Annotated in this window: 20 protein-coding genes; 10 read left to right on the top strand and 10 right to left on the bottom strand. The window is 71.8% G+C overall.

The features are described 5' to 3' along the window. The first annotated feature begins 26 nt into the window (after positions 1-26). Complete coding sequence (locus AB0D53_RS33375; protein ID WP_362452965.1) at positions 27-269, top strand: hypothetical protein; 243 nt, start codon at positions 27-29, stop codon at positions 267-269. Positions 270-308: 39 nt separating this feature from the next. Here the strand turns inward: AB0D53_RS33375 and AB0D53_RS33370 are convergent, their stop codons facing one another. Continuing rightward, the gene (locus AB0D53_RS33370) at positions 309-2621 is read right to left on the bottom strand and encodes an FdhF/YdeP family oxidoreductase (RefSeq protein ID WP_362452964.1); all 2313 of its coding nucleotides are present in this window, start codon (positions 2619-2621) and stop codon (positions 309-311) included. A gap of 198 nt (positions 2622-2819) precedes the next feature. Here AB0D53_RS33370 and AB0D53_RS33365 point away from each other — a divergent pair, with 198 nt between their 5' ends. Together AB0D53_RS33365 and AB0D53_RS33360 are read left to right on the top strand one after the other, a co-directional pair. Beyond that, positions 2820-3461: a DUF1345 domain-containing protein gene (locus AB0D53_RS33365; protein WP_362452963.1), complete on the top strand. Its 642-nt coding sequence runs from the start codon at positions 2820-2822 to the stop codon at positions 3459-3461. A 71-nt stretch (positions 3462-3532) separates the two neighbouring features. Continuing rightward, complete coding sequence (locus AB0D53_RS33360; RefSeq protein ID WP_362452962.1) at positions 3533-4153, top strand: L-threonylcarbamoyladenylate synthase; 621 nt, start codon at positions 3533-3535, stop codon at positions 4151-4153. Here the strand turns inward: AB0D53_RS33360 and AB0D53_RS33355 are convergent. Beyond that, entirely contained in the window at positions 4137-4574 is a 438-nt protein-coding gene (locus AB0D53_RS33355) for a hypothetical protein (protein ID WP_362452961.1), read from the bottom strand. The two genes, AB0D53_RS33360 and AB0D53_RS33355, sit on opposite strands and share 17 nt — an antisense overlap. A 61-nt stretch (positions 4575-4635) precedes the next feature. Here AB0D53_RS33355 and AB0D53_RS33350 point away from each other — a divergent pair, with 61 nt between their 5' ends. Beyond that, complete coding sequence (locus AB0D53_RS33350) at positions 4636-4791, top strand: DUF6131 family protein (protein WP_362452960.1); 156 nt, start codon at positions 4636-4638, stop codon at positions 4789-4791. 657 nt (positions 4792-5448) lie between these two features. Beyond that, positions 5449-6408, top strand: a complete 960-nt coding sequence (locus AB0D53_RS33345) for an MFS transporter (RefSeq protein WP_362452959.1) — start codon at positions 5449-5451, stop codon at positions 6406-6408. A gap of 94 nt (positions 6409-6502) precedes the next feature. On the opposite strand, the gene AB0D53_RS33340 is transcribed toward AB0D53_RS33345, so the two are convergent. Beyond that, on the bottom strand, positions 6503-7690 hold the full coding sequence (locus tag AB0D53_RS33340) for an amidohydrolase (RefSeq protein ID WP_362452958.1): 1188 nt from the start codon (positions 7688-7690) through the stop codon (positions 6503-6505). A 37-nt stretch (positions 7691-7727) separates the two neighbouring features. Then, positions 7728-8942 carry an MFS transporter gene (locus tag AB0D53_RS33335; RefSeq protein WP_362452957.1) on the bottom strand — a complete coding sequence of 405 codons (1215 nt, stop codon included), beginning with the start codon at positions 8940-8942 and terminating at the stop codon, positions 7728-7730. A gap of 157 nt (positions 8943-9099) precedes the next feature. Here AB0D53_RS33335 and AB0D53_RS33330 point away from each other — a divergent pair, with 157 nt between their 5' ends. Next, complete coding sequence (locus tag AB0D53_RS33330; protein ID WP_362452955.1) at positions 9100-9642, top strand: nucleoside deaminase; 543 nt, start codon at positions 9100-9102, stop codon at positions 9640-9642. 16 nt (positions 9643-9658) lie between these two features. Here AB0D53_RS33330 and AB0D53_RS33325 read toward each other — a convergent pair whose 3' ends face one another. Then, positions 9659-10051 carry a DUF5997 family protein gene (locus tag AB0D53_RS33325; RefSeq protein ID WP_362452953.1) on the bottom strand — a complete coding sequence of 131 codons (393 nt, stop codon included), beginning with the start codon at positions 10049-10051 and terminating at the stop codon, positions 9659-9661. A 58-nt stretch (positions 10052-10109) separates the two neighbouring features. Here AB0D53_RS33325 and AB0D53_RS33320 point away from each other — a divergent pair, with 58 nt between their 5' ends. Further along, positions 10110-10898, top strand: a complete 789-nt coding sequence (locus AB0D53_RS33320) for a LysR family substrate-binding domain-containing protein (protein WP_362452952.1) — start codon at positions 10110-10112, stop codon at positions 10896-10898. 109 nt (positions 10899-11007) lie between these two features. On the opposite strand, the gene AB0D53_RS33315 is transcribed toward AB0D53_RS33320, so the two are convergent. Further along, positions 11008-12336, bottom strand: coding sequence for a geranylgeranyl reductase family protein (locus AB0D53_RS33315; RefSeq protein WP_362452950.1), 1329 nt, complete (start codon positions 12334-12336; stop codon positions 11008-11010). 402 nt (positions 12337-12738) lie between these two features. Here AB0D53_RS33315 and AB0D53_RS33310 point away from each other — a divergent pair, with 402 nt between their 5' ends. From AB0D53_RS33310 to AB0D53_RS33300, 3 genes are all read left to right on the top strand, one after another. Then, positions 12739-14226 (top strand): APC family permease, encoded by a 1488-nt coding sequence (locus tag AB0D53_RS33310; RefSeq protein WP_362452949.1) that lies wholly within the window; start codon positions 12739-12741, stop codon positions 14224-14226. Continuing rightward, positions 14223-14660, top strand: coding sequence for a hypothetical protein (locus tag AB0D53_RS33305; RefSeq protein WP_362452948.1), 438 nt, complete (start codon positions 14223-14225; stop codon positions 14658-14660). The genes AB0D53_RS33310 and AB0D53_RS33305 overlap by 4 nt, the downstream gene beginning before the upstream one ends. 81 nt (positions 14661-14741) lie before the next feature. After that, positions 14742-16097 (top strand): dipeptidase, encoded by a 1356-nt coding sequence (locus AB0D53_RS33300; protein WP_362452947.1) that lies wholly within the window; start codon positions 14742-14744, stop codon positions 16095-16097. Positions 16098-16127: 30 nt separating this feature from the next. On the opposite strand, the gene AB0D53_RS33295 is transcribed toward AB0D53_RS33300, so the two are convergent. From AB0D53_RS33295 to AB0D53_RS33280, 4 genes are all read right to left on the bottom strand, one after another. Next, complete coding sequence (locus tag AB0D53_RS33295; protein WP_329820836.1) at positions 16128-16763, bottom strand: response regulator transcription factor; 636 nt, start codon at positions 16761-16763, stop codon at positions 16128-16130. Continuing rightward, positions 16763-17899, bottom strand: a complete 1137-nt coding sequence (locus AB0D53_RS33290; RefSeq protein ID WP_362452946.1) for a histidine kinase — start codon at positions 17897-17899, stop codon at positions 16763-16765. The genes AB0D53_RS33295 and AB0D53_RS33290 overlap by 1 nt, the downstream gene beginning before the upstream one ends. A gap of 167 nt (positions 17900-18066) precedes the next feature. Then, positions 18067-18729, bottom strand: a complete 663-nt coding sequence (locus AB0D53_RS33285; RefSeq protein WP_362452945.1) for a DedA family protein — start codon at positions 18727-18729, stop codon at positions 18067-18069. 190 nt (positions 18730-18919) lie between these two features. Beyond that, on the bottom strand, positions 18920-19837 hold the full coding sequence (locus tag AB0D53_RS33280; protein WP_362452944.1) for a DUF3048 domain-containing protein: 918 nt from the start codon (positions 19835-19837) through the stop codon (positions 18920-18922). Positions 19838-20317: the final 480 nt, after the last annotated feature.

Raw genomic sequence — 20317 nt, 5'->3', positions numbered from 1 at the left:
AACGGAAACCGGGTGGTGAACACCGTATGTGCCCCGTTGTGTGCCCCGTTCGCGCGGCGGGCCTCACCCTGGACCGGGCGCCGGACGACCGCCCGGAGCAGACGTTCCCGGTCGTACGGACGTACCTGGACCCGGCCGTGGTGGAGTCGCACGAGGCCGACGACGCGGAGGCGGGCGGACTCCGGCCTGCGGAGGCCGGTCCGCCTGGACTCGCCGCCGCCGGGCAGCGGGCCCACCGGCTCCTGGAGCGGTTCGCCCGGTGTCGGTGACCGGGCCGCCGGGCGCGGTGCCGCCGGTACGCGCCCCGCTCAGGCCGCGGGGACGATGGTGACCTTGACGTGCTTCATGATCGGCTGGTCGCTCTGGGTGCTGTAGTCGTCCAGCGCGCACAGCACGTTCATCTCCGGCATGTAACCCGCCGCACAGCCGCGGGGGATGTCGTAGGGGATCGCCAGATAGCCGTTGAGGGAGCGTCGGCTGCCGTCCTTGGCGGTGCTGGTGATGTCCACGGGGCCGAGGTCGGCGATCCCGCGCTCACGCATGTCGGCCCGGTTCATGAAGACCAGCGTGCGCAGGTTCTTGACGCCGCGGTAGCGGTCGTTGTCCGAGTAGATGGTGGTGTTCCACTGGTCGTGGGAGCGCATGGTGCCCAGCGCCAGCGTGCCGGGGGCCGGAACGACGTCGGGCAGGGCGGCGGTGGAGAACTCGGCACGTCCGGACGGGGTGAGGAAGACCAGTTCACGCGCGGGCTGCTTGATGCGGAAGCCCAGTGGCAGCCGCACCCGGCGGTTGAAGTCCTCGAAACCGTCGAGGACCCGGGCCATGGTGTCGCGGATCCGGTCGTAGTCCTCGACGTACCACTGCCAGGGTGTGTCGCTGCCGGGCAGGGCGGCGCGGGCCATGCCCGCGACGATGGCCGGCTCGGACAGCAGGTGTGGTGAGGCGGGGCGCTTCATGCCCACGGACAGGTGGACCATGCTCATCGAGTCCTCGACGGACGTGCTCTGCACGCCCTTGCGCTGATGGTCCTTCTCGGTACGGCCGAGGCACGGCAGGATGAGGGCCCGCCGGCCGTGGACGAGGTGGCTGCGGTTGAGCTTGGTGCTCACCTGGACGGTGAGTTCACAGGTGCGCAGTGCCGCGTACGTGGCCGGGGTGTCGGGCGCCGCGAGGGCGAAGTTGCCGCCCATGCCGACGAACACCTTCACGTCCCCGCGCCGCATCGCCTTGATCGTTTGGACGGTGTCCAGGCCGTGCGCACGCGGCGGCTCGATCCCGCAGACCTCGGCGAGGCGGTCCAGGAACGCGTCGCCGGGCCGGTGGTCGATGCCGCAGGTGCGGTTGCCCTGGACGTTGCTGTGTCCCCGCACAGGGGAGGGGCCCGCGCCCTCCCGGCCCAGATTGCCGCGGAGCAGCAGCAGGTTGACGATCTCCCGGACGGTGTCCACGCCGTGCTCGTGCTGGGTGAGCCCCAGGCACCAGGTGACGATGGTGCGGTCTGCCTCGCCGTACACCCGCGCCGCCTCGAGGACATCGGCGCGGCCGAGCCCGGACTGGGTCTCGATCTCCTCCCACGACGTGGCCTCGCACCGTGCGCGGTACTCCTCGAAGCCCGCGGTATGACGCTCGATGAACTCCCGGTCCAGCGCCCTGGGATCGGATGCGGACCGCTCCAGGACCGCCTTGGCCATGCCGCGCAGCAGTGCCATGTCGCCGCCGATGCGCGGCTGCAGGTTGAGGGTGCTGGTCCGGGTCGTCCTGAAGAGCGCCATGTCCGTGAAGTCGTGGGGGACGATGGTGCGGGTGGCCGCCGCCTCGACGAGCGGGTTGATGTGCACGATCTGTGCGCCACGACGGTGGGCCCCGGCGAGGGCGGTGAGCATCCGGGGCGCGTTGGAAGCGGCGTTGACCCCCAGGATGAACAGCGCGTCGGCCGACTCCCAGTCCTTGAGGTCGACGGTCCCCTTGCCGGTGCCCAGGGACGCCTGAAGGGCGCGGCCACTGGCCTCGTGACACATGTTGGAGCAGTCCGGCAGATTGTTGGTGCCCAGCTCGCGAGCCATCAACTGGTAGAGGAAGGTGGCCTCGTTGCCGAGCCGGCCCGAGGTGTAGAACGACGCCTGGTCCGGGTCGTCGAGCTCGCGCAGCGCACGGCCGACCACCTCGAACGCGTCCTTCCAGCTGATCGGGACGTAGTGGTCCGACTCGGGGTCGTAGACCATCGGTTCGGTCAGCCGGCCCTGGTTCTCCAGGTCGTGGTCGCTCCACCCGGACAGCTCGGTCACCGAGTGGGCGGCGAAGAACTCGCGCCCGACCCGCTTGCGGGTCATCTCCCAGGTGACGTGCTTGATCCCGTTCTCGCAGATGTCCAGATGCAGGCCCTTGGTGTCGTCCGGCCACGCGCACCCGGGGCAGTCGAACCCGCCGTTCTCGTGGTTCATCCGCATGATCGCCCGTGGACCGTCGACCGGAGCGCCCTCACGCGTCAGGAACCGGCTCACGCTTGCGGCCGCGCCCCAGCCCGCGGCGGGATGGTGGTACGGGTGGAACTCCGGATCGCCCTCGGGGGCCGGACCGACCGCGGGTTCCAGGGGCTGCTGCTCGTCGTCGTCGGTGCTCAAGGCCTTCAACCCTTCCGCCGTTCGGGCGCGAGGTGGGGGGATCCCGGGGGAACGCGATTCCGGGGTGGAAACGGTCCTTACCGGGCACGCTAACCGCGCCCGCTCCGGGCTGCACCCGGGTGCGGTCCCGGCTAGCGTGGACGTACCCGTCCCGGCCGGGCACGGTGATCCACCGAGCCGTCGAGGCGGTCACCCTTGATGTCCAGGAAGCACTGGCCGACGCTCTCCGCGGTGCCCCGGCTCGTCGCCGCGGTGGTCGCCGGCGCGCTGATCGGCGTGGTCACCGCCGTACCGGCCAACGGGCCGCTGGGCGTCCTCGCCGGAATCGCCGCGGCGGAGACGCTCTTCGTCGTGACGGGATGGATCGTGCTGTGGCCCATGGACGCGGCCACCACCCATCTCAACGTCCGGCGCGAGGAGTTCCGGCCCGTCGTCGAGGAACTCGTCGTCGTCGCGGCGTCCCTGTGCGGACTGGTCGGCATCGTGGTGCTGCTCCTGGTCGGCCATTCGGACCTGAGCCACGCGGCGGCCGCGACGGCTCTGTGCGGTGTGTTCATGGCGTGGGCGTCGCTCCATCTGATGTACGCCACCCGCTACGCGTACCTCTACTACGAGCCGCCCGAGGGCGGGATCGACTTCAACTCCCACGACCCACCGAGGTACGTCGACTTCCTCTACTTCAGCTACAACCTCGGGATGACCTACCAGGTCTCCGACACCGGCGTCTCCAGCTCCGCCATCCGCGCGGTCGTCCTGCGGCACTGCCTGCTGTCCTATGTGTTCGGCGCCAGCATCCTGGCCACCACGATCAACCTCGTCGCCGGAATCGTCACCACCTGAACCGGGACTCACCCGATACGTCTTCCCTTCCCGTCCGAGGACCGGTACCGGACAGCGCTTAGACTCCGCGAATGGCGAAGTACTTCGATGTGCACCCCGAGAACCCTCAACGGCGCACCATCAGCAGCGTGGCCGACAGCATCCGGTCCGGGGCGCTCGTCGCGTACCCGACGGACTCCTGCTACGCACTGGGGTGCCGACTGGGCAGCCGCGACGGCATCGGCCGGATCCGGTCGATCCGCAACCTCGACGACCGTCACCACTTCACGCTCGTCTGCGAGAACTTCGCCCAGCTCGGGCAGTTCGTGCAGGTCGACAACGACGTGTTCCGGGCGATCAAGGCGGCGACGCCCGGCAGTTACACCTTCATCCTTCCCGCGACGAAGGAGGTGCCGCGCCAGCTGCTGCACCCGAAGAAGAAGACGGTCGGAGTCCGCATTCCCGACCACGTGGTCACTCAGGCGCTCCTCGCCGAACTCGGTGAACCGCTGCTCTCCAGCACCCTGCTCCTGCCCGACGAGGACGAGCCGATGACCCAGGGCTGGGAGATCAAGGAACGGCTCGACCATGTGGTGGACGCCGTCGTCGACTCGGGCGACTGCGGCACCGAGCCGACCACGGTCATCGACTTCTCCGGCGGTGAACCCGAGATCGTCCGCCGGGGAGCCGGTGACGTCACACGGTTCGAGTAGCCGCCTCGGCCGGACCCCGCGCCGTCTCCACGGCCGCCTCGTCGAACCGCTTCGGCACCAGGCGCGCCACGTCGGGGTGCGCGCCGAGCGGGGCCGATACGAGGCAGCCGCCGGCCTCCTGTGCACGGCGGGCGACATGGCCGGGGGCCATCAGACGCCGGGCCACCGCGACCCGGCGATGGCCCGCGGCCCGCAGGGCCCGTACCGCCTCGGCCGGTGCCGGCGTGTTCGGGCAGAGGCAGGCGGCGACGACCGGGCGCCCGATCCGCTGCCGGAGCAGGGCGTCGCGGGTCCACCGATCCGGCGGCCGGCTCGGACACCGAGGTAGACGTTCCTCGGGTGCTACGGCCTGTGCCTGGTGTTGGCCTGCGCCCGCTGTCTGCGCCGCTCGGCGCACCGGCTGCCGGGCGTGTGAACTCACCACGTCCCTCCGGACAGCGGGCAGGCGCATACTGGGAGAAGCCGCACGATTGGAGGACGCCATGATCGTCCTCGGAGTCATTCTGCTGGTCATCGGCCTGGTGGCCGGAATCTCGATCCTGTGGACCATCGGGGTCGTTCTCGTCGTGATCGGCGTCATTCTGTGGATCCTGGGCGCCGTCGGGCACGCTGTGGGCGGCCGGCGCCACTACTGGTAGCGCCGTCGCACCGGCTGTCCGGGGTACGGGTCGCAGCCCGGGGAACCGCCGCCTGCGTACGTCGCAGTAGGCACGCGGCCCGTCGACCAGGGCATGGATTGGCCGCGTCGCTGCGCGAGAAAGTGTCGAAGACCTTGCCGGGGTCCTCCTGGGTGGCGTAGCGCAGCGTGGCACCCGCTCTGCCGCCGCCCGCCATGAAAGGGGCCGGCAGGCAGGCGACGGTGGAGGGGGCGGTCACCACCGTGAGTGCGGCCTGCTCTCCCTGCCCCATCGCGGACATCGTCTCGGCGGCCTGTTCGGCCTGGCGCACCAGGTCCTGGGCGATGGTACGGAAGCGCGGCCGGCCGCGTTCGAGCCGGCATCTGCTCGTTCACCGCGACGACGGACCGGGCGCGACGGTAAGTCCGTCACCGGTTCTCTGCCGCCCGAGCAGTGCGATGGCGTCACCAGGGGCGCCACGGCGTCCTTCCGGGATCCCTTCCCCGAACAGGTACGCAGCCGGGTCGAGGAGAACCGGAATGCGTACGGCTTCCCCGCGACGGGGCTCGCGCCCCGCTGAGCGCGCGGGCCCGACGGGCGCCCGGTCCGGGCCGGCTCAACCTCACCGCCATTTCGGTATACCATTTCTGGCCGGGGTGTCGGACGAGGAGGGGTGCGTTGTCGCAGGAAAAGCAGGCGGAGGCGTCGTCGGGCCCCGTGTCGTACGGGGCGCTGGTCGCAGGGGGACTGGCGATCGGTCTGGCGCAGTCCCCGTCGCAGCCGGCCCGCGGCTCGCTGGTGCTGGATCTCGTCGGGCGGGAGAACCTCAGCAACGCCAATGCGCTGAACGCGCTGGCGATGAACATGACGCAGGTCATCGGTCCCGCGGTCGGAGGGGCGATGATCAGCGCCTTCGGGGCGCCCGCGGCCCTCTGGATATCGACCACCTGGTACGCGGTGTCGTTCGTGGCGCTCTGGCCCCTGCGTGGTGTCGGACGGACCGCACCGGGCCGGCCGGAGCCGGTGCTGCGGATGCTCGCGAGCGGATTCCGTACGGTACTGACCAGCCGGCTCACCTCGGCCGTGCTGCTCGTCACCCTCGCCGCGAACGTCCTGCTGTGGCCCGTCCACCAGGCGTTCATGCCGGTGTTCGCCAAGGAGGTCCTCGGTCTCGACGCCGCGGGCCTGGGCCGGCTCCTGACCTGCGGGGGACTGGGCGGCCTCGCCGGTTCGCTCGCCATCGCCGTACTCGGCGACTTCAAGTTCAAGGGCGGGCTGTTCGTGCTCGGTACGGCGGCCTGGGGCGTCCTGTGGTCGCTGTTCGCGCTGTCCCGGACGGTTCCGCTCTCGTTCGCGCTGATGGCCTGCATCGGATTGATGAGCGCTTCGTTCGGCGTGCTGCAGACCACCTTGCTGCTGATGACGACCGCGCCGGAGGTGCAGGGGCGCGCCCTCGGTCTCCAGGAACTCGCCATCGGTGTGATGCCTTTCGCCTCGCTGGGGCTCGGCGCGGCGGCCCAGCGGCTGGGGGTCGGCCCCACCGCGTTCCTCAGCGCACTCCTGCTGGTCGTGATCCTGCTGACGCTCGCGGCCCGCGTGCCCCAACTGCTCCGGTACAGCGGCGTACACGCCCGGTAGCGAGGCGGAACCGGCCGGCAGGTGTGGAGCCGGCGTACGAGTACGGCCGCGGCGGAGCATCTCCGCCGCGGCCGCGTCCGTCACGGACCGGGCATCAGACCCGGAGCTCACCGTCCTGGACCACCACACGTCCCCCCGCGACCACCAGGTGCCGGCGCGGCGAGCGGACCAGGGCGTCCTGGACGTTCTCGGCGTCCACCAGCACGATGTCCGCCCGCGCGCCCGCCACGATGTCGTGGACCTCGCGGTGCACGAAGCCCGCCGCGCGTGTGGAGGCCAGCTCCACCGCGTAGGCGAGCTCCTCATCGGTACGCAGACCGTGGAGCCGGGCGAAGTTGAGCGCGACGCGCAGGAGGTCGCCGTCACCGTAGGGCGACCACAGGTCCCGGATCCCGTCCGTGCCGAGGCCGATCGGAACGCCGTGGTCCCGCATCCCGCGCCAGGGCAGCGGTGCGGTACGGACCGGGGCCACGGTCGCCCAGGAGACGCCGGCCTCCTCGCAGGCCTCGATCAGGCTCTGCTGCCGGTTCGCCGGCAACTCGCCCAGGGCGAAGCCGTGCGAGACCGTCACCTTGCCGTTCAGGCCCGTGCGCAGCGTGCGGTCGATGATGAGCTCGATCTGGAAGGCGCCGAGATCCCCGCCGTCGTGCAGATGGATGTCGAGCCCGACGCCGCGCCGCTCCGCGATGCCGAAGAGGCCGTCGAGCTGTGCCACGGGGTCGCGGTCGATCGAGGCCGGGTCGAGCCCGCCGATGGCGGTCGCGCCCGCCGCGGCCGCCTGATCGAGGAGTTCCAGCACACCGGGGCGACGCATGACGCCGTCCTGCGGAAACGCGACGATCTCCACCTCGACCGCACCGCCGAACGAGGCGACCGCCTCGCGGACGACATCGATCCCGCGCAGACCGACACCGAGGTCGACATCCACGTGGCTGCGGACCGCCGTGGTGCCGTGCCGGAGGAACTCGCCCAGCACGGCGGTGGCCGAGGAGGGGCTCGGGATGCCGAGTCCGTCACGCTCCGCGCGTTCGTGGGAGATGCGTCCCTGTGTCGTGGCCTCGCCCCCGTAGGAGACCCATGGCTGCCCCCACCAGCTCTTGTCGAGATGGGCGTGCGCGTTGATGAAGCCGGGCAGGGCGAGGAGACCGCCGCCGTCGAGGTGATCGCCGTCACCGGGCGCCGTTTCGGCGGGCGCGACGGAGAGGATCTCGGCGCCGGACATCACGATGTCCACGGGCGCCGCACCCCAGGGGCGGACGTTCGTCAGTGTCACATGAGCCATGAATGAATGGTATACCAAACGTCAATGCGTGGGTCGGTCAGATGGCGGGACCGGCGGCGCGCCGGCGTGCGAAGGCGAGCGGCAGCGTGGCGAGGGAGAGCGCCGCCGCGGCCAGGAGCGCCGTGGAGAACGAGGTCCCCGTCGCCAGGAAGCCGACGAGAAGCGCTCCCAGTCCCGTTCCGGCATCGAAGCCGATGTTCCACACGGCGCTCGCGACACCGCTGGAACGGTGGTCGACGGCGGCGAAGGCGTCCACCAGGGTCAGGTTCTGGAGCCCGCCGTAACTCACGCCGACCAGCGCCGTTCCGGCCAGCAGCGGAACCATGCCCGTCGCCTCCGGCGAGGTCACCGCCCAGGCGGTCAGGGCGAGCCCGAGCACCGTGACGAGCACCAGCGGCCAGCGGAACGGCCGGGTGCCGTACCGGTCGGCCAGCGACCCGAACCGCCAGCGCGAGACGGCCGCCGTGCCCGTCAGGAGCAGCAGCCCGGCCAGCGTCGCGGTGGGATCGCTGCTCATCTGCGGGGCGAAGGTGATCAGGGCGCCCCCGGCCGTCGTGACCCCCAGCAGGAGCAGCATCGGCGGGAGCAGCGGAAGGTGCCCGGCGCGCCCGCCGGTCACGGCGTCCCGGTGCGGCGGGTCCTCGACGGCCCCGGCCGGATGTCCGCCCAGCCGGCGGGCGAGCCGCAGCGCGGGCAGTACACCGAGCAGCGGCAGCGCGCCGACCGCGAACACGCACCCGAACCCGAGGTTCTCCGCGACCCAGGGCGCCGTCGAGACCAGGATGAACTGGGGCCCCGCGATCGCCAGGCCGTACGCCCCGACCGCCTTCCCGCGCCGCGCCGGCTCGACGAGCTCGGCGACGGCGGTGGCGCCGCAGACCGTGAGCACCCCGAACCCGAGTCCGCGCACCGCGGAGAGCGCGAGCACCGCGCCGAGGTCCGTCGTGAGCAGATGAGGCAGCGCGGGGGCGCCGAGCAGGATCACCCCGCAGACCAGGGTGGTCCGCCAGCCGAGGCGGCGGATCGCCGTCGGGACCAGGGTCTGGGCGAGCACGGTGCAGAGCATCAGGACCGCGTTGACCGAACCGGCGCCGGCTGCGTCGGCCCCGCCGCGCACCGCCCAGAGCGGCGCGGTGGGCAGCAGTGCCGCGAACCCCGAGAATCCCGTGGCCGTCAGGAGCAGCAGTGCGGGCATGCCCGGTGCGCTCCAGACCGTCTGCCGCACGGTGCTGTCCGCCGGAGCGTTCGTCACTGGCTCGTGCCTCCGTGTCGCCGTCGGCGGACCGGCCGTCGCGGCCGGTCGGCATGCGAGGGTGGGCCGCAGCGTGCCGCCCATCGTGAGGCGAATGGTATACCGGACATGGCGAGGCTGTCAGTCTGGAAAAATGGACACAGAGAGTGACGGGAATATGGTGAACGAGTCACATGCGGTCACGGTGGAAGACCGTGAATTCCTCCGTCGTTGCGTCGGCCTTGCACGCGAGGCGCTCACGGCCGGTGACGCGCCGTTCGGCTCGCTCCTCGTGGACGAGCACGGCACGGTCCGGTTCGAGGACCGCAACAGGGTCAAGGGCGGCGATGCGACCCGCCACCCGGAGTTCGAGATCGCGCGCTGGGCGGCCGCGAACATGTCCCCGCGGGAGCGGAGTGCGAGCGTCGTGTACACCTCCGGGGAGCACTGCCCGATGTGCAGTGCGGCCCACGCCTGGGTCGGCCTGGGCCGCATCGTGTACGCGTCGAGCAGCGAGCAACTCGTGGCATGGCGCAGGAGTTGGGGCTTGGACGCGGGGCCGGTCGCGGCCCTCCCCGTCAACGCCGTCGCCCCGGGCGTACCGGTGGCAGGCCCCGACCCGGCGCTCGCCGACGAGGTCCGCGCCCTGCACGCCCGGATGCTGGGCGCCGCCGTCGACGGCCAGGACCTGTCCGGCGGATCGGGGCCGGACGGACGCTAGGGCCTTCGTGTGCGGATCAGGCCTGGCGGTCGTCGCGCGCCGCGTTCTTCTCCTTGATGCGCACCGCTTCCTTGCGGACCTCCGCCTGGGTGGCGCGTTCCTGCCGGAGCCACTCGGGGGCTTCCTGCTTCAGGGCGTCGATCTGCTCCGTCGTGAGGGCCTCGGTGACTCCGCCACGGGCGAGGCCCGAGATCGAGACACCCAGCTTCGCGGCGACCACCGGCCGGGGGTGCGGGCCGTTGCGTCGCAGCTCCTGCAGCCACTCGGGCGGATCGGTCTGCAGTGCGTTGAGCTCGGAGCGCGAGACGACACCCTCCCGGAATTCGGCGGGGGTGGCCTCGAGGTACACACCCAGCTTCTTCGCCGCGGTCGCGGGCTTCATTGTCTGGGCGGTCTTGTGCGACGTCATGAGGACAAGGGTATCGAGCATGTGCGCTACCTCTGACCAGGGCCGGTAACCTGGCGGAGTGACAAGCTCGGAAGAAACCCCTTCGTTCCGGCTCGCGTACGTCCCGGGGGTGACACCCGGAAAGTGGGTGCGGATCTGGAACGAGCGGCTGCCCGACATCCCGCTGACCCTCGTGGGGGTGTCGGCCGCCGAGGCGCCCGATGCGCTGCGGGGGCGCGACGCCGACGCCGGACTGGTGCGGTTGCCGATCGACCGGACGGCGCTCAGCGCCATTCCCCTCTACACCGAGACGACCGTGGTCGTGGTCCCGAAGGACCATGTCATGGCGACGGTCGACGAGGTCTCCGTGGCCGACCTGGCCGATGACATCGTGCTGCACCCCCTCGACGAGACTCTCGACTGGGAGCAGCGTCCGGGCCGGCCGGCCGTGGAGCGTCCCGCCACCACGGCGGACGCCGTCGAGCTGGTGGCGGCGGGGGTGGGGCTGCTCGTCGTACCGCAGTCGCTCGCCCGTCTCCACCACCGCAAGGACCTCACGTACCGGCCGGTGCCGGACGCCCCCGAGTCGCGGGTCGCGCTGTCCTGGCCGGAGGACGAGACCACCGATCTGGTGGAGGAGTTCATCGGGATCGTCCGCGGACGGACCGTCAACAGTACGAGGGGCCGCCCCAAGCCCCCGGCGCAGCCCAAGGGCAGGCGGACCGAATCGGACGGTGCGCGGCGAAAGCCCGCGGCGGGCAGGGCGACCGGGCGGGCAGGCGGCAAGCCGACCGGCAAATCGGCCGGCAAGGGCGCGCGGGGCGGCTCCGGCGCTCCCAAGCGGGGCAAGCCCCGGCGTCGGCCGTAGGGCGTCTTCGCGAGCACCCGGCCCCGGCCGCACGCTCGGGGGATGACGATGCCGGCGCACCGGGGAGTGCCGACGGGACCTTCCCGGTGCGCCGTCCGCACGCGCCGTCTCAGCGCCTGCGCCGCGCCTTCGGCTCCGGTACGAGACGCACGACGCCGTTGAGCAGATGGTCGATCAGGTCGTGCGAGGGCTTGTCCGTGAGGTTGGTGAGCAGCCGGGCCAGGGTGTTCAGCAGAAACGGCGACCCCATGACGTAACGGTTGAGGACGGGCTGGAAGCCGGACCGGCTGAAGACGAGGTCGGCGGCCGTGTTGCCGAGGCGGTAGTAGCGCCCCCAGCGGCGGTTCATCTCGACGGGGTAGCCGCGCAGCACCTGCTCGCGCCGGGGCCCCGGGGGAAGGGCGAGGGCCAGCGTGGCGGTCTCGGCGGCGACCTCGCCGGCCTCCATGGCCTGGCCGATGCCCTCGCCGTTCCAGGGACTGATCATGCCTCCGGAGTCCCCTACGAGCAGGAGTCCGCGGGTGTAGAGCGGATGGCGGTTGAAGCCGAGCGGAAGGGCCGCGCTGCGGACCGGGCCCTCGGCGTTCTCCTCGCGCAGGCCCCAGGCCTCGGGGGTACGGGCCAGCCACTCGTCCAGGGTGGCGCGCAGGTCGGCCTTTCCGTGCCGCCGGTGCGGCAGCGCACCGAGGCCGACGTTGACGCGGCCGTCACCCATGGGGAAGATCCAGCCGTAGCCGGGCAGGAACCGGTCGCTGCCGGGGAACCGGAGGTCGGCCCACAGCTCCAGATACTCCTCCCGGGAGCGCTCGGGGCTGCGGTAGTACCGGCGGGCGGCCGTCGCGATCTGCCTGTTCCTGTCCCGCTGGAGACCCATGGCGAGGGCGAGGCGGGCGGAGGCGCCGTCCGCGGCGATCACGATCGGCGCGTGGAAGGCCAGGGGTTCCTTCTCCGCGGTCGTGGCGGTGACACCGGTGATGCGGCCGGCCCGGTCGGTCAGGGGCTCGGTCACCTTCACGCCACTGCGCAGCCGCGCTCCGGCGGCGACGGCGTGCCGCGCGAGGATGTCGTCGAAATCGTGCCGGCTGCGTGAGAGGCCGAAGTCCGGATAGCGGCCGAGAGCGGGCCAGTCGATGTGCACCTGATGGTCCCCGGCCACCCAGCGCATGCCGCGCGAACGGGTCCACCCCGGAGCCTTGATGTCGACGCCCATCCTGATGAGCTGGTGCACCGCACGCGGAGTCAGGCCGTCCCCGCACACCTTCTCCCGGGGGAAGCGGGACTTCTCCAGCAGCAGGACATCGACACCCGCCCTGGCGAGGTGAAAGGCCGTGGCCGATCCCGCGGGCCCCGCCCCCACCACGACCACCTGGGCCTCCTCGTCCGGGCCGCGGCCGGACGAGACGTCCGACAAAGACCGGTCCGGCGTCGTTTCCCGCATATGGAACCCCTTCCTGGAACCGGTGCCGTACCGGGGACGGCAGCCATCCGCTTCATCATCGATCAAGGGCGGCCGACGCGGGAGCGGGTCCGGAAATCCGGCCCCTTCCGGGTGGAAGCCCAAGATGCGAACATGCTGAAACCGTGACAATTTACCCTTGCTGGCCAGCTGCTCGGGTGAAAGGGACGGTCTGATGGAGTGTCGTACGGCGAGTCGAAGGCCCTTACGCGATCCCGGCCTTCCCGAGGGCACGCCGGTGGAGCCGCACCGGCCGACGCCGCGTCACCCGGCCCCGCCGGGCCGCCGTACGCCCGGGCCCCGCGGTGCCCGGCCGCCCGCGTGCCGCACGAGTTCCGTCGCCCCTTCCCGCCAGTACCGTTCTGCCGCCGCAAGGAGTGCCGTATGAGCACCATGGACGTCCCCTCGGAAGCCGAGTCGGAGATCCCCGCACCGCAGCCGCAGTCCGGCAGGGCCGCGGCGCCGGCGATGACCTGGGTGACCCTGGCGCTGATGACCACCGCCTCGGTGGCCAGCCTGCGCTCCGCCCCGACGATGGCCGTGTACGGACTGGCCTGCGTCTTTCTCTACCTCGTCCCGGCGATCGTGTTCCTGATGCCGACGGCGCTGGTCTCCGCCGAGCTGGCGTCGGGGTGGAACGGCGGTGTCTACCGATGGGTGAGCGAGGGGCTGTCGAAGCCGCTCGGATTCCTCGCCGTGTGGTGCCAGTTCGCGATGACGATCTTCTACTACCCGAGCCTGCTCGCGTACGTCGCCGGCACCATCGCCTATGTCATCGATCCGAGACTCGCCGGCAGCGGTCTGTACACCGCGATCGTGATCATGGTCCTGTACTGGACCGGGGTGTGGGTCTCCGCCCGGGGCACGAAGGCCGTCGCGGGCCTCTCGTCCTGGGGCCTGATCATCGGGACGCTGGTGCCGGGCACCGTCCTCGTGGTCCTCGGGCTCGTCTTCCTGGGCCAGGGCAACGGCTCCGCCGCTCCGATGACGGGCGGTCATCTGCTTCCGCAGTGGACGGGGCTCGCCAGCCTCGTCCTGATCGTCAACAACTTCCTCAGCTACTCCGGCATGGAGATGAACGCCGTCCACGTCTCGTCGCTGAAGAACCCGGCCAGGGAGTACCCGCGGTCGATGTTCCTCGCCATGGGACTGGTCCTGCTGATCTTCATCCTTCCGGCGCTGGCCATCAGCTGGGTCGTCCCGGCCGACCAACTGAGCCTCACCGCAGGTGTGATGCAGGCGTTCGACGCGTTCTTCTCGCACTTCCACGTCGGCTGGCTCACCCCGGTCGTGGCCGTCGCCCTCGTCGCGGCGGCGCTCGGCGGGATGCTCACCTGGCTGGCCGGGCCCTCCAAGGGTCTGCTGCTGATCTCCCGGGAGGAGGGCTATCTGCCACCGTTCCTGCAGAGGCTCAACAAGCACGGCATCCAGCAGAACATTCTCGTCACCCAGGGGGTCGTGACCACCGCCATCGCCCTCATGTACGCGCTGATCCCCAATGTCTCCAGCGCCTACTGGATCTTCTCCGTGATCACCACGCAGGTGTATCTCATCGTCTACCTGCTGATGTTCGCAGCCGCGATCCGGCTCCGCAGGACCCGGCCCGACCACCCGCGCGGCTACCGCGCACCCGCCCTCGTCCCCCTGTGCGTCCTCGGACTGCTCGCCTCGCTCGCCGCCCTGGCCATCGGCTTCGTCCCGTCCTCGCAGTTCGGCGGCGGCAGCGTCTGGTCGTACATCGCACTGGTCGGCGGCGGGCTCGTCGTCCTCGGTCTGCTCGTGCCGTACCTCTTCCTCCGGCTCCGCAGGCCCGATTGGCGCGTTCCGGCCGCGGAGCCCGAGGCCGGGGCGGCAGCGGGCGGTGACGCATGAGCCCGACGCGCATGGCCTCGGAGCACCGCTGGATCCACCTCGGTGCGATCGTGCTGCTGCTCGCCCTCGTCGTCATCGGCATCGTCCAGTACACGAGCGTCAGGGCCACCAACGAGTCCCACGGAAAGGCCACCGAGCTCAGCGACCAGCTGGTGGAGGCCGGATACCCGGCACCCGACACCGGCACCGTCCAGCGACTGCTCGGCACCGACGGCGGCATCGTGTGCGATTCCCCCGACGACGCGCTCAGGACCGCCCTGTGGAAGATCCAGCTGTCCAACGGCGCGGGCGGGCCCGGCCAGCGGCCCGTCATCGCCGACACCAGGGCGGTCGGAGCCGAGCGCATCGTCCTCCAGGTCTACTGCCCGGACCAGGCCGAAGCGTTCGACAGGACCGTGGACCGGCTCAGGACCGACAGCACGGTCCGGCGCTGAGCCCGGACCCCCGCAGGACGACGCCCGAAGGACCACGAGAACCGGACCGCCCGGTCCGGACCCGACGACCGGGAGACAACCATGAGCGAGCACGAACTGGCCCACCGGATCGCCGCCCTGATGCCCCGGGCCAAGGCGGATCTCACCGAACTGGTCTCGATCCCCTCCGTCGCCGACCCCCGCCAGTACCCGCCCGAGGAATGCCGGAGGGCGGCCCAGTGGGTGGCCGACGCCTTCACCGAGGCGGGCCTCCACGACGTGCACCTCGCCGAGACGCCCGACGGCAGCGCCGCGGTGCTCGGCCACCGCCCGCCGCCGCCCGGGGCGCCGACCGTGCTGCTCTACTGCCACTACGACGTCCAGCCGCCGCTCGACGACGCCGCCTGGACCTCGCCGCCCTTCACGCTCACCGAGCGGGACGGCCGCTGGTACGGACGCGGCACCGCGGACTGCAAGGGCAACATCGTCATGCACCTCACCGCACTGCGGGCCCTCGGTGACGACCTGCCCGTCGGACTGCGCTTCGTCGCCGAGGGATCGGAGGAACAGGGCACCGGCGGAATGGAGGCGTACGTCCAGCAGCACCGCGAGCAGTTCCTGGCCGACGCCCTGCTGATCTGCGACACGGGCAACGCCGCCGTGGGACAGCCGACCGTGACCACCTCCCTGCGGGGCCTGGCCGGCCTGGTGGTGACCGTGTCCACGCTCCGGGGAGAGGTGCACTCCGGGATGTTCGGCGGGCCGGCCCCGGACGCCCTGGCCGCGCTCGTCCAGCTCCTGTCCACCCTGCGCGACGAGGACGGCGGAACACGCATCGACGGCCTCGACGCCTCCGGCACCTGGTCCGGGGCGCCCTACGACGAGGAGCAGTTCCGGCGCGACGCCGATGTGCTGGACGGGGTGTCGCTCACCGGTTCCGGCACGGTCTCCGACCGGCTCTGGGCCCGCCCCGCCGTCACCGTCCTCGGCATCGACTGCCCGCCGGTCGTCGGCTCCTCCGCCGCGATCCAGGGCACCGCACGGGCCCGGGTGAGCCTGCGCGTCCCGCCGGGAACGGACGCGGACGCCGCGCTGGTGGCCCTGACCGCCCATCTGGAGAAGGCCGCACCCTGGGGCGCACACGTCTCGGTCGAACCGGAGGGGACCGGGGCGCCGTTCCGGGCCGCCACCGACGGACCCGCCTACGCGACCCTGGGCCGCGCCATGGCGGACGTCTACGGAAAGCCGATGGCCGCCCTCGGCCAGGGCGGCTCCATCCCGCTGTGCAACGTCTTCACCGGCGCGTACCCCCGGGCCGAGATCGTCCTGATGGGCGTGGAGGAACCGCAGTGCCTCATCCACGCCCCCAACGAGAGCGTCGACCCCACCGAGATCCAGCACATGGCCCATGTCGAGGCCCTCTTCCTGAGCCGGTACGCCGCCGCCCGGCGGAGCTGAGCGCGCCCGCGACGGCCGGGGGAGTCCCGGTCACGACTCCAGATAGCGCAGGACCGCGAGCACCCGTCTGCTGTATCCGGTGGCGCGCGGCAGACCGAGCTTCTCGAACACCGAGTTGAGGTTCTTCTCGACCGAACTGAGCGAGATGTGCAGCTGCTGGGCGATGGCCGCGTTGCTGCGGCCCTGCGCCAGCTCCTGCAGGACACTGCGCTCCCGGGGAGTCAGCCCGGCCAACGGGTCGACGTGCGTGGTCCGGACCACCAACTGCCTGACGACCTCCGCGTCGATGGACGCCCCGCCCGCGTGGATCCGCTCCAGCGATTCCAGGAACTCGTCGACCTGCGCAACCCGGTCCTTGAGCAGATAGCCGACCCGCTCGGCGCTCTGCGACAGCAGCCGGACCGCGTAGTTGCGCTCCACGTGCTGGGAGAGCACCAGCACACCGACCAGCGGCCAGCGCTCACGGATCTCCAGCGCGGCCCGCAGCCCCTCGTCGGTGTGGGTGGGAGGCATCCGGATGTCGACGACGACGAGGTCCGGCGGGTCCGCCTCGACCGCCCGGACGAGGGCGGTGCCGTCCCCCACCGAGGCGAGGACCTCGTGCCCCTCCTCCGCGAGCAGCAGGGCCAGGCCCTCTCTGAGCAGGGTCGAGTCCTCGGCGAGCATTACGCGCACGGCAACTCCGCGGTGATCGTGGTGGGGCCCCCGCAGGGGCTGTCGATGTGCAGCCGGCCGTCCAGCGCGTCGACCCGGCTGCGCAGCCCGGACAGCCCGCCGCCCGACGGGTCCGCGCCACCGCTGCCGTTGTCCCGCACGGACACGGACACCCGGCCCCCGCCTCCCCCGACGGCCACCCGGATGAGGGTGGCCCCGGAGTGCTTGGCCGCGTTGGTCACGGCCTCGCAGACCACGAAGTAGGCGGCGGTCTCCACCGGGCGGGGCAGTGGCAGCGGCAGCGCGAACTCCATGTGCAGGGGTATGCCGCAGCGTTGGGCCACCCCGCCGAGAGCCTCTTCGAGTCCCAGATCGTCCAGGGCCGACGGGTAGACGCGCCAGGCCACCTCGCGCAGTTCGGTGAGGACCTCCCGGGAGGCCTGGTGGGCCTGCCGGAGCAGTGCCTCGGCCTGCTCGGGCGTCCGGTTGCGGCGGGCCCGGCCCAGCAGCATGGCCAGCGCCACCAGTCGTTGCTGCACACCGTCGTGGAGGTCGCGTTCGATGCGCCTGCGTTCCGCGTCGACCGCCCGGAGGACTCCGGCCCGGCTGTCGGCCAGTTCGGCGATCCGCCGCTCCAGCAACTCCCGCTCCGAGGGCCCGAAATGATCGCGTGCCAGCCGGGTGTCGAGTGCGTTCAGCGAGAAGAGCCCCTGGAGGTCCAGGAAGAGCAGGAGACCACCGAGTGCCGCCTGGGGCAGCAGACGCAGCCAGTCGGCGGGGTCGTGGGCCATCCCCGCGGCCAGGAGTACGGCCAGCACGGCCCCGTACCCCAGCAGTGCGACCACCCCGGCGAACAGGATCCCCGCGCCGGTGCGGGCGGCCAGATAGCGCAGGACGTCCCGGTCGCAGGCGTGGTGCGCGGGGAACACGTCACCGTGGAAGACACTGCGCCGGACCCGTTCCACACCGGTGAGCCGGCGCGCCCCGGCGCTCAGCAGGGCCAGGGCGCGCGGCCGGGTACGCGGCCACAGCGCGAACGGCAGCGCCGGCAGGCCCGGTACGGTGAAGTACAGCAGCCCGGCCAGGGCGGTGAAGCAGCCGAGCAGCGCGCCCGCGGCTCTCCGGGGCCATGGACACGGGTGTGCCACGGCGTCCCCCGCCTCCCCGCGCCACGGGCCGGTCGGCGCCGGAACACGACCGGTCGTACCGTCCGAGAAGTCCCCCTCCACGCCTGCCGACCCTAGCCGCGCGGCATGACCACGGCAAGATCGTTCCGGCCGGGCGGAGAAGACCGCCGGAGCGGGGTCCCCGGAGCTCACGGGACCCGGCGGTGCTGTGCCCGGCCACGGGGCCGCAACCGCATCGCCACGTACCCGGCGAACGCCACCAGGACCAGGACGACAACCGCCTTGGACAGCACTCCGACATAGGACTCCACCAGATCCCACCGGTCCCCGAGCCAGTAACCGGCCATCACCAGTACGGAGTTCCACACCAGGCTGCCCGCGGCGGTCAGTGCCACGAAGAGCGGCAGCGACATGCGTTCCACGCCCGCGGGCACGGAGATGAGACTGCGGAAGACCGGCACCATGCGGCCGAGGAGGACGGCCTTGGTGCCGTGCCGGGCGAACCACTGCTCCGTACGCTCCAGATCGGAAGCCCTCACCAGCGGAAGCCGCGCCCAGATCGCATGCATGCGGTCGCGGCCGAAGAGCACGCCGATCCAGTACAGAACCACCGCGCCCACCACCGAACCGAGCGTGGTCCAGAAGAGCGCGGAGGCCAGACCGATGACACCCTGCCCCGCCGCGAATCCGGTCAGCGGGAGAATCACCTCGCTGGGCAGCGGAGGAAAGAGATTCTCCAGGGCGATGGCGAGGCCCGCTCCCGGACCCCCCATGCTGTCGACGAGGCCGGCTGCCCAGCCCGCCACACCGCCCGCGGGTTCCTGGGGGAGACCCAGAACGACGAAATCCATGAACCGACTCCCGGCCGTTGTGATGAGGCACGGGAAGTCCGCCGCGCCCCACCGGAAACGCTAGGAACCGGCGACCGGCACCGGTACGGGGATTGCCGCCGGACCGGATGCTGTTCTCCGCACCGGTCACCCTGAGGTTTCCCGTAACTCCGGTACCCCGCCGACGGGGCGGCCCGGCCCGCGGGCCGCCTCACTTCTGGGCGAGGACGACCCAGACCTGGCCCGGAGCGAAGGTCATCCGCCCGCCGTCCCGGGTGGTGAACGAGGTCGTGGAGCCGGCCGTGGGCCGCGACCAGCGGACGTCGTACTCCTTGCCGTCACGCAGCACCAGGGCGGAGCCGGAGCCCACGGTCTCGGTGTACGGGGAAGTGCTGCCCCACCGGTCCTGGAACCGCGAGGGGCGCACCGTCACGTACTGCACCACCACATCGGCCGCGCCGAGCCGGGCTCCCCCGGCCGTGAGGGCCGGGGCGCCGTCCATGGACACGAGCCACCGGCCCCGTCCGGCGGACCAGGTGAACGCGAAGCTCGCCGCCGGGTAGCGGACCGTACGGGTGGCGACGGATCTGCCGCCCGGCACGGCTCCGGCGAAACGCAGTCCGATGTCCTCGGCCGCGTTCACCCCGGTGGCGGTGTGCGAGGCCCTGGCGGGGCGCAGGTAGAGGTTGTGCGGGGCCGCGTGGTCGTTGCCGCGGAAGAAGGCGTCGGGGTCCGTCGCGGGGGACAAGGGGTCCAGCGGGGCCGCCGCGATGGCCGGGAGAAGCTTGGACTGGGCCCCGGAGAAGGCGAGCGTCGGCCGGTCGAACTGACGGAGCAGCTCCAGGTCCGACTCCCGGGCGCTGCGCACCGGGCCGACCACCGACGGCAGCCGGGACGAATAGGCGGCGAGTATGCGGCTGAGACCGGCCTCGACCTGCTCCACATAGACGATGTCCGCCTTGTCGAGCCCGGTCTGCGGGCGGGCCGGGCCGACGTTGTCGACCTTCACGGCGAGCACGTGGGCGCGTGCTGCGGCGGACGTGGGCGGCACGGCGCTGCCGGGCGAGGAGGCCGTGCCCCCGCAGCCGGCCACCGCCCCGATGAACAGCGCGAGCGCGAGCGCCGGCACGGCGGCCGGTCTCCTCGTCCGGGATGCGTGCATGGCGGCAGTCCCTTCCGCGTCATCGGCCGACGCGGGGCCTTCGGCTGCTGCCGCCCGCCGCGACGACTTCCTGCCCCATCATCACGCAGAAGGGGGACCCGGGCGCTCCGGGGAGCGGGGCGGGAGATCCTGAGCCCCGGATGGCGGACGGGCCCGCGCTCAGTACGGCAGCGGGCGGCCGGACGGGGTCCTCAGGTCGAGGGGCGGCGGCCGGGACGGCAGCTGCGGTCGTCGGACGATCCTGATGCGGCCCACTGCCACCACCCCCTGTCGGTCATCCGTCATATGCCCGGCGGACGACCCGTTCATGCGGCTCCCGGGGGAATCATCCGGGACACGGAGGCGCACAGGGCAGGAACGCCCCATCTCGGGTGCGGTCGACGGGACATGACGGATCGTCGGCAGACCCGGTGGAGCAGTGGAACGGGAGGGAACGGGAAGGCGCCA

Source organism: Streptomyces sp. NPDC048295, assembly GCF_040652135.1.
Classification (GTDB): domain Bacteria; phylum Actinomycetota; class Actinomycetes; order Streptomycetales; family Streptomycetaceae; genus Streptomyces.
The sequence above is the reverse complement of the archived record's forward strand: the minus strand, read 5'-3'. Positions and strand labels throughout refer to the sequence as shown.

Bases quoted from the DNA above. Each gene is read 5' to 3' on its own strand.
- AB0D53_RS33285 (WP_362452945.1), bottom strand. From the start codon at position 18,729: ATGGATTTCGTCGTTCTGGGTCTCCCCCAGGAACCCGCGGGCGGTGTG.
- AB0D53_RS33375 (WP_362452965.1), top strand. From the start codon at position 27: ATGTGCCCCGTTGTGTGCCCCGTTCGCGCGGCGGGCCTCACCCTGGAC.
- AB0D53_RS33360 (WP_362452962.1), top strand. From the start codon at position 3,533: ATGGCGAAGTACTTCGATGTGCACCCCGAGAACCCTCAACGGCGCACC.
- AB0D53_RS33340 (WP_362452958.1), bottom strand. From the start codon at position 7,690: ATGGCTCATGTGACACTGACGAACGTCCGCCCCTGGGGTGCGGCGCCC.
- AB0D53_RS33350 (WP_362452960.1), top strand. From the start codon at position 4,636: ATGATCGTCCTCGGAGTCATTCTGCTGGTCATCGGCCTGGTGGCCGGA.
- AB0D53_RS33330 (WP_362452955.1), top strand. From the start codon at position 9,100: ATGGTGAACGAGTCACATGCGGTCACGGTGGAAGACCGTGAATTCCTC.
- AB0D53_RS33315 (WP_362452950.1), bottom strand. From the start codon at position 12,336: ATGCGGGAAACGACGCCGGACCGGTCTTTGTCGGACGTCTCGTCCGGC.
- AB0D53_RS33305 (WP_362452948.1), top strand. From the start codon at position 14,223: ATGAGCCCGACGCGCATGGCCTCGGAGCACCGCTGGATCCACCTCGGT.
- AB0D53_RS33310 (WP_362452949.1), top strand. From the start codon at position 12,739: ATGAGCACCATGGACGTCCCCTCGGAAGCCGAGTCGGAGATCCCCGCA.
- AB0D53_RS33365 (WP_362452963.1), top strand. From the start codon at position 2,820: ATGTCCAGGAAGCACTGGCCGACGCTCTCCGCGGTGCCCCGGCTCGTC.
- AB0D53_RS33300 (WP_362452947.1), top strand. From the start codon at position 14,742: ATGAGCGAGCACGAACTGGCCCACCGGATCGCCGCCCTGATGCCCCGG.
- AB0D53_RS33295 (WP_329820836.1), bottom strand. From the start codon at position 16,763: ATGCTCGCCGAGGACTCGACCCTGCTCAGAGAGGGCCTGGCCCTGCTG.
- AB0D53_RS33325 (WP_362452953.1), bottom strand. From the start codon at position 10,051: ATGACGTCGCACAAGACCGCCCAGACAATGAAGCCCGCGACCGCGGCG.